Here is a 7,908-nt window from a genome sequence, read left to right as displayed (position 1 = left end):
CTGCATTTTTCACACAACCTCACCCTTCAACCTGCTGAGCCAGACGTCTTGCCGCTGAGTCACGCCGCAGTCTGGAGACAAGTGCCCTCAGCTCATACTGCTCTGAACTGGCAGCCGTTCACAGCCTTCAGAGTTCGCCAAATTTTTGGCAACCGATGCCAACCCATCCATCCTGCCGTCGCGAATTCTCTTGTCAATCAGCGCCTAATCTTGTCAACAACTCTATCAATCAAGCTCTCTTTGAGATAAAATTACAGCTCATTTTTGTCATATAACAGAATTGATGAGATTGACAAGATTCGCTGTACCATGACACTTTCCACGCTGTCGCCCCGCCATGAGGCGCTGTTGCGCCAAATCCTTGCCGCTGGTGACGCCGTTGCACCGCGCGCGCTGGAGCAAGCCCTGGACGTTTCCAGGCCCACCATCAACCGCGACTTGCGGGACCTTCTTGCCGCCGGCTTTCTGGAAAAGCAGGGGGATGGCCGTTCGACCCGATATCTAGCCACCGCAGCGGCCGAGGAAGCGCTGCGCGCGTTGCCCTATGGCTCCCAAACGCCGGTTGCGGCCGGGGCCCTTCAATGGTCAGCGGCTGCACAGCCCCTCATCGAGGCGCTTCGCGCACCCTTGGGCACTCGCACCCCCGTGGGCTACGACAGCGCGTTTGTGAACAGCTACATCCCGAATCAATCTAGCTTGCTGCCGCCCGAGCTGGCCACGGACCTCTATACCGCTGGCCGTAGCCAAGCCCAGCAACCCGCAGGAACCTACGCGCGAGAGGTGCTCGAGCAGTTGCTCATCGACTTGTCCTGGTCGTCATCGCGCCTCGAGGGCAACAACAAGAGCTTGCTCGACACCAAGGTGCTCTTCGAGCTCGGCCAACAAGGCGGACCATTCGATGAGGACACGCTGATGCTGCTCAATCACAAGAGCGCCATCGAGTTCATGGTCGATGCGGTGCCGACAGAGGGCATCACCGTGCACGTCATCGTCGACCTGCAGGCCAAGCTGATGCGTGACCTCCTTCGCGACTCACGCGATATCGGCAGCATCCGTCGGCGCGTGGTGAACATCGACGGCTCGGTCTACACCCCCAGCAGCGTTCCCTCGCTCCTTGAGGAGACGCTGAACGCCATCGTCCACAAGGTGCGGAACATCCGCAATCCGGTGGAGGCCGCCTTCTTCCTGTGGGTCAACCTGGCCTACCTGCAGCCCTTTGCGGATGGCAACAAGCGCACGAGTCGTCTGAGCGCGAATATGCCGCTCATGCTCTATAACTGCTCACCGCTGTCTTTCCTGGACGTAGAGCGCTCGGACTACGCGACCGCCATGCTCGGTGTCTACGAGCAGCGCAATGTCACGGCGGCGGTGGACTTGTTCGAGTTCATTTACCGCCGGTCGATTCGAAAGTACAGCGTGCTGCGGGCCTCTCTGTCGGCGCCAGACCCGATTCGGACCAAGTATCGGCAGACCTTGAACGAGCTGATGCAGTTCGTTGTCTTCCATGGTCGAACGCTGGATGCCGCATTCGCGGAGGTGCACGTCGATGCCGCTGACAGTGCCGCGCTGCGTCGCATCGCAAACACAGAACTCGACCAAATGGAGCAATACAACTGCGCCCGCTACAACCTTGCGAGAGGTATGACACAGCGATGGATCGCCGCTGGGCGGCGCCGATGAGTGGTCCGGGGTTTGGGTCCGACAAGGCTTGAGTGCCTTCCTTGTCCACAGCCCATCTCGATGGGCTACCGCCGGTTTCACAGACACCTTGTAAAGGCGGATGGACTGCCCCTGGTCCGGTAGACAAACCCCGCCGATCCTGAGCCCCACCACACTACAGCGTGGTCTGCCGCACCGCATGCTCCCAACGCTCCATCAGCGCCTGGGCCCGGGCGGGCGGCAAGGTGGGCAGGAAGCGCCGCTCGGCGCGCCACAAACCCGTCAGCTCGTCGGTGCCGCGGTACACCCCGGTGGACAGGCCGGCCAGGTAGGCGGCGCCCAGGGCGGTGGTTTCGGTGACGGCCGGACGCACCACGGGGATGCCCAACAGGTCGGCCTGGAACTGCATCAGCAGGTCGTTGACACAGGCGCCACCGTCCACCCGCAATTCCGACACCGCCGCGGCGCCGGCGCTGACGGCGTCGCGGCTCATGGCCAGCAGCAGGGCCGCGCTCTGGAAGGCGATGCTCTCCAGCGCGGCGCGCGCGATGTGGGCCAGGGTGGTGCCGCGGGTCAGGCCGGTGATGGAACCCAGCGCATCGGGCTTCCAGTAGGGCGCGCCCAGGCCGGTGAAAGCGGGGACCAGGATCACGCCGCCCGAGTCCGGCACGCTCTGGGCCAGGCTTTGCACCTCGCCGCTGCCCTGGATGGCCTGCAGGCCATCGCGCAGCCACTGCACCACCGCGCCGCCCACGAACACGCTGCCCTCCAGCGCGTACTGCGGCCGCGCGGACACCTGGGCCGCACTGGTGGTGATCAGCCCGTTGTGGGAGGTCTGGAAATGTTCACCGGTGTGCATGAGCATGAAACAGCCCGTGCCGTAGGTGTTCTTCACCATGCCGGCGGAGAAGCAGGCCTGGCCGAACAAGGCGCTTTGCTGGTCGCCGGCCACGCCGCCAATGGGGATGGCATGGCCCAGCAGGGCCGGCGCGGTGTCGCCATACAGCGCGGACGACGGCAGCACGCGGGGCATCAGGCTGGCGGGGATGTCCAGCTCGGCCAGCAGTTCGCTGTCCCACTGGTTGGTGCGCACGTTGAACAACATGGTGCGCGAGGCGTTGCTGACGTCGGTGGCGTGCACCCGGCCCTCGGTCAGCTGCCAGATGAGCCAGCTGTCGATGGTGCCAAAGGCGAGTTCGCCGTTGTTGGCCTGCGCGCGCGCGCCGGGCACGTGGTCGAGCAGCCACTTGAGCTTGGTGGCCGAGAAATAGGCGTCCACCAGCAGGCCGGTCTTGGCCTGGATCGTATCGGTCAGGCCGCGCGCGCGCAGCGCCGCACATTCGGGCTCGGCACGGCGGTCCTGCCAGACGATGGCATGGTGGATGGGCTCGCCGGTCTTGCGGTTCCAGACCACGGTGGTCTCGCGCTGGTTGGTGATGCCCAGCGCCTTCACCTCGGCCGCCGCGATACCGGCCTTGGCCAGCGCCTCGCGCGCCGTGGCGAGCTGGATGCGCCAGATGTGCCGCGCGTCGTGCTCGACCCAGCCGGGCTGCGGGTAGATCTGCGGCAGCTCTTGCTGGGCCATGGCGACCACGCGGCCCCGTTCGTCGAACACGATGCTGCGGGAGCTGGAAGTGCCCTGGTCCAGGGCCAGCAAGTAGGTCATGGGGTCTCCTCGTCTGTGTCGTTGTGGTGGCTGCCGGGGTTCAATCGGCGATCTCCAGGCGCACCCCCGCGTCCTGCAGCAGGGCCGGGAAAGGCGCCGGTGGCGTGGCGTCGGTGAACAGCCGGTCGATCTGGGCCAGCTGACCCACCTCCACCATGGCCGGGCGGTTGAACTTGGTGGTGTCGGCCACCACCCAGACCTCGCGGGCGTGGTCGATGATGGTGCGCGCCACCTTCACCTCGCGGTAGTCGTAATCGCGCAGGCTGCCATCGGCCTCGATGCCGGAGATGCCGATCACCGCGAGGTCGACCTTGAACTGGCGAATGAAATCCACCGCCGCCTCGCCCACGATGCCGTGGTCACGCCCGCGCACCACGCCACCCACCACGATGACCTCCGAGTGCGGGTTGGCGCTCAGGATGGTGGCCACGTTCAGGTTGTTGGTGATCACGCGCAGGCCCCGGTGGTCCAGCAGCGCGCGGGCGACCGCCTCGGTGGTGGTGCCGATGTTGAGGATCAGCGAGCAGTGGTGGGGAATGGCCTGCGCCACGGCCCGGGCAATGCGGCCCTTCTCGGCCGCATGGAGCTGCACGCGCTGCAGATGGGTGATGTTCTCCACCGTCGAGCCCGGCAGGCGCACCCCACCATGAAAGCGTGTGAGCAGGCCTTCGTCGGCCAGCTTCTGCACGTCACGGCGCACGGTCTGCAAGGTCACCTCCAGCACCTCGGCCAGGGTGTCCAGCATCACCGACCCCTGTTGCTGGACCGTCTGGAGAAGCTGAAGCTGGCGGGGATTGACGGACATGGGTGGAACTCTGACGGATGGGAGCCACCACTATAAACGAATCATAACGAAACAAAAAGGTGACCAAACGAACAAAATCACCTAAGATTCGAGGCCTGCAAACGAAACACCCTGCCCGCAGCGCCCAACCATGCCTTCCACGCCCGCCCCCCTGCCCACCCGCCGCGCGGACCTGCTCGCCCGGCTGGCGGCCCAGCCCGCCTATGACGTCGCGGTGGTGGGCGGTGGCGCCACCGGCCTAGGCGTGGCGCTGGACGCGGCGGCGCGCGGATTCAGCGTGGTGCTGGTCGAATCACACGACTTCGCCAAGGGCACCTCGTCGCGCTCGACCAAGCTGGTCCATGGCGGCGTGCGCTACCTCGCCCAGGGCAACATCGCGCTGGTGCGGGAAGCCCTGCACGAACGCAGCACGCTGCTGCACAACGCCCCCCACCTGGCCCAGCCGCTGGCCTTCGTGATGCCCTCCTACCGCTGGTGGGAAACGCCCTTCTACGGCCTGGGCCTGACCGCCTACGACATGCTGGCCGGCCGCGCCGGGCTGGGCAAGACCGAGCTGCTGAACCGCGCCGACACCCTCAGGCACCTGCCCACGGTGGCGCCCCAGGGGCTGCGCGGCGGCGTCAAGTACTGGGACGGCCAGTTCAACGACGCGCGCCTGGCCCTGGCCCTGGCGCGCACCGCTGCCGCCCGCGGCGCGCTGCTGCTCAACTACTGCGAGGCGGTGGAACTGAGCCACCACGACGGCCAGATCACCGGTCTGGTTTGCGCCGACACCCTCAGCGGCCAGCGCTTCCCCATCCACGCGCGCTGCGTGGTCAACGCCACGGGCGTGTGGGTGGACCGGCTGCGCGAAAAGGACGACCTGGCCAAGGCACACCGGCCCATCGTCGCCCCCAGCCAGGGCGTGCACCTGGTGGTCGATCGCGAATTCCTGGGCGGCGACACCGCCTTGCTGGTGCCCAAGACGGCCGACGGCCGCGTGCTGTTTGCCGTGCCCTGGCTGGGCAAGGTCATCCTGGGCACCACCGACACCGCGCGCCCCGGCCTGGAACTGGAGCCCCAGGCACTCAAGGAGGAGGTCGACTTCATCCTGAACGAAGCCGGCCGCTGCCTGCGCAAGGCGCCCACCCGCGCCGATGTCAAGAGCATCTGGGTCGGCCTGCGCCCCCTGGTCAAGCCCCCCGAAGACGGCGAAGGCAGCGCCTCCATCAGCCGCGAACACACGGTGCTGTTGGGTCGCAGCGGCCTGGTCACGGTGACCGGGGGCAAGTGGACCACCTACCGCGCCATGGCCGAGGACGTGCTGGCCAAGTGCGCCGAGCGGCGGCTGATCAAGCGCCGCCCCGGCGGCGTCACCACCCGGCTGCCGCTGGTGGGCGCGGGCAATGGCTCCCAGGTGCCGCTGGAACAAGCCCCCGGCGAACACAGCTACGGCAGCGAACAGGCCGCGCTGCGCGAACTGCCGGGCCAGGACATCACGCTGTGCCCGGGGCTGACGGAAGCCATGGTTCGCTTCGCCGCCCGCCACGAGTACGCCATCACCGTGGAAGACGTGCTGGCGCGCCGCTCGCGCCTGCTGTTCCTCGATGCGCGCCTGGCCCGCCAGCTCGCGCCCCGGGTGGCCGCCATCCTGGCCGAAGAACACGGCCTGCCCGTGCAGCTACCCGAGTTCCAGGCGCTGGCGCAGCGCTACACGCAGCTGCCCTGACCACCATGGCACACGGCACCCGAAGCGGCTCAGCCTCTCGGGCCAATCCCAGCTCCAGGATGAAGAGCCGACGTCCGCCACCGGCTGCTTGATGGCGCGGTCGCCGGTCAGGGTGGCGGTCATCGATTGTGTCTGGTGAAGTCATGCACACCCCGGAAGGAAAGGCGCCGGACGGCATGTCGGCGTGAACCGACATGGTGCTGAAGCACCTGGCGAAAACATTGCACCGTGCTGGCGACACCTTTGCACCTGGGTGCTTGTGTCGAAATTCAGATTCTTGCGGCCAAGGGGCTGTAAACCGATCAGGCGGATCGGGCGGCGCCAAGCGCGCAGCTGTCCAGAAAGTCCGCCACGACCGCGGCAAAGTCCTCGGGCATCTGGTCGGGCAGCGGCACCATGCCACCGTCGATTTCGACCACCCGCGCATGGGGCAGCGCGCTGGCGAGCCGGGGCACCGCCGGGTAGGCATGGGGGTCCTGCGGCGCGGCGATGATCAGGGTGGGGGCGCGCACGCCACCGATGCGGTCTTCCATGTGGTAGCGGTTCACACACAGGTGCCCACCGCCTGCCCGGGGACCGGCGCGCAGGGCGTCGATGACAAAACGCTCCAGCAGATCGATGTCCCCGCTCGGGTAAAAACCCTGGCGGCCACGCCACAGCTCCACCAGGTGGCCGCCGTCGGCGCGGCGCTCCACGCCATCGACCGTGGGATGGCTGCCGTGGCGCCGGCGCTTGTCCGCGTCCACCATGGGGCAGGACGACAGCAGCAAGGCCGCCACACGCTCGGGCGCGGCCACCGCCATTTCCATGCCGATGACGGCACCGGTGTGGTGACCCAACACCGCGAACCGCCGGTGGCCCAGGCTGTCCATGAGCGCCAGGGCGGCGGCGGCCCAGCGTTCGACCGTGGGGGCACCGTCGGCAAACGGCGGCGAGCCCCCGTAACCCACCGTGTCCATGGCGATCACGTCCCACTGCCGGCCCAGCAGCGGCAGCACGTCGCGGTACTCGTCCCACGAGCGGGGCGTCTGGTGGAGCAACAGGACCGGAAATCCGGTGCCGCACCGGGCGAAGTGAAGCCGGCCCAGGGCCGTGCTGATGTGTTGGCAGTGGATGTCCATGGAGCGTTCCGTTGGGGTCTTTCAGTCGATGTCCAGCACCACCCGCCCACGGGTGACCTGTCCGGCGTCCAGCAGGGCGTGGGCCTTGGCCGCCTCGGCCAGCGGCAGCACCCGTGCCACCAGCGGTGTATAGACACCCTGGGCCGCCGCCTGCGCCACGGCGGCCATGGCCTCCGGTGCGTCGGTCACCATGGCGCGGGTCACGCGCACGCCATGCGCGGCGCCCTGGTCCACGAACGGTGCCGCCACCAGGTAGACGATCTGGCCGCCAGGTCGCAGCAGCGCATAGGAACGCGCGTGGGTGTCGCCGCCCACGAAGTCGAACACCAGGTCCATGGCCTTCACGGCGCTCAGGTCCTCGCGGTCGTAGGCCAGCACCCGCTGCGCGCCCTGCGCCAGGGTGTGCTCGCGGTTGTCGTGGCGGCAGGTGGCGGTGACGTCCGCCCCCAGGTGACGCGCGTGCTGCACCACCAGCGACCCCACCGCGCCCGAGCCGGCGTGCACCAGCACACGCATGCCCGGCGACACGCCGGCGGTGGCCACCGCCGTCCAGGCGCTCAGGCCGGGTTGCAACAGGGCCGCAGCCTGGTGGATGGACAGGCGCGCGGGCCGGGGCACCACGCGCTGTGCGTCCAGCACAACGTGCTGGGCACAGGTGCCGGCCTGCGTGGGCGCGGCCATCACGCACACGGCGTCGCCAACTGCCAACCGCGTCACGCCCTCGCCCACCGCGTCCACCGTGCCCACGCCGTCGCGGCCGGGCACCTTGGGCAGGGACAGGGCGAAGTGCTGCTGCAGCACACCGGCCCGCAACTTGGCGTCCACTTGGGCCACGCCCGCGGCGTGCAGCCGCACGCGCACCTGGCCCGGGCCGGGTTCGGGCAGGGGCAGGTCCACGACCCGCAGGACCTCGGGGCCGCCATATCGATCGAATTGAATGGCCTGCATG

6 protein-coding genes are annotated in these 7,908 nt (G+C 67.9%); 2 read left to right on the top strand and 4 right to left on the bottom strand.

Going from position 1 to position 7,908, the window contains the following annotated elements:
- The first annotated feature begins 309 nt into the window (after positions 1 to 309).
- The gene (locus AAHB17_RS13405) at positions 310 to 1,680 is read left to right on the top strand and encodes a Fic family protein (RefSeq protein WP_342131110.1); all 1,371 of its coding nucleotides are present in this window, start codon (positions 310 to 312) and stop codon (positions 1,678 to 1,680) included.
- 154 nt (positions 1,681 to 1,834) lie between these two features.
- Here AAHB17_RS13405 and glpK read toward each other — a convergent pair whose 3' ends face one another.
- Positions 1,835 to 3,325, bottom strand: coding sequence for a glycerol kinase GlpK (gene glpK, locus AAHB17_RS13400; protein ID WP_342131109.1), 1,491 nt, complete (start codon positions 3,323 to 3,325; stop codon positions 1,835 to 1,837).
- A gap of 40 nt (positions 3,326 to 3,365) precedes the next feature.
- Complete coding sequence (locus AAHB17_RS13395; RefSeq protein ID WP_342131108.1) at positions 3,366 to 4,130, bottom strand: DeoR/GlpR family DNA-binding transcription regulator; 765 nt, start codon at positions 4,128 to 4,130, stop codon at positions 3,366 to 3,368.
- A 130-nt stretch (positions 4,131 to 4,260) separates the two neighbouring features.
- Between AAHB17_RS13395 and AAHB17_RS13390 the strand changes: the two genes are divergently transcribed.
- The gene (locus AAHB17_RS13390; protein WP_342131107.1) at positions 4,261 to 5,838 is read left to right on the top strand and encodes a glycerol-3-phosphate dehydrogenase/oxidase; all 1,578 of its coding nucleotides are present in this window, start codon (positions 4,261 to 4,263) and stop codon (positions 5,836 to 5,838) included.
- A gap of 302 nt (positions 5,839 to 6,140) precedes the next feature.
- Here AAHB17_RS13390 and AAHB17_RS13385 read toward each other — a convergent pair whose 3' ends face one another.
- Positions 6,141 to 6,959: an alpha/beta fold hydrolase gene (locus AAHB17_RS13385; RefSeq protein WP_342131106.1), complete on the bottom strand. Its 819-nt coding sequence runs from the start codon at positions 6,957 to 6,959 to the stop codon at positions 6,141 to 6,143.
- A gap of 21 nt (positions 6,960 to 6,980) precedes the next feature.
- Positions 6,981 to 7,907 carry an NADP-dependent oxidoreductase gene (locus tag AAHB17_RS13380; protein ID WP_342131105.1) on the bottom strand — a complete coding sequence of 309 codons (927 nt, stop codon included), beginning with the start codon at positions 7,905 to 7,907 and terminating at the stop codon, positions 6,981 to 6,983.
- Position 7,908 lies beyond the last annotated feature (1 nt).

Source organism: Hydrogenophaga sp. OTU3427 (assembly GCF_038440225.1).
In the GTDB taxonomy this organism is placed as follows: domain Bacteria; phylum Pseudomonadota; class Gammaproteobacteria; order Burkholderiales; family Burkholderiaceae_C; genus Hydrogenophaga.
This window is presented reverse-complemented; position numbering and strand designations above follow the sequence as displayed.

Bases quoted from the DNA above. Each gene is read 5' to 3' on its own strand.
- glpK (WP_342131109.1), bottom strand. From the start codon at position 3,325: ATGACCTACTTGCTGGCCCTGGACCAGGGCACTTCCAGCTCCCGCAGC.
- AAHB17_RS13390 (WP_342131107.1), top strand. From the start codon at position 4,261: ATGCCTTCCACGCCCGCCCCCCTGCCCACCCGCCGCGCGGACCTGCTC.
- AAHB17_RS13385 (WP_342131106.1), bottom strand. From the start codon at position 6,959: ATGGACATCCACTGCCAACACATCAGCACGGCCCTGGGCCGGCTTCAC.
- AAHB17_RS13380 (WP_342131105.1), bottom strand. From the start codon at position 7,907: ATGCAGGCCATTCAATTCGATCGATATGGCGGCCCCGAGGTCCTGCGG.
- AAHB17_RS13405 (WP_342131110.1), top strand. From the start codon at position 310: ATGACACTTTCCACGCTGTCGCCCCGCCATGAGGCGCTGTTGCGCCAA.
- AAHB17_RS13395 (WP_342131108.1), bottom strand. From the start codon at position 4,130: ATGTCCGTCAATCCCCGCCAGCTTCAGCTTCTCCAGACGGTCCAGCAA.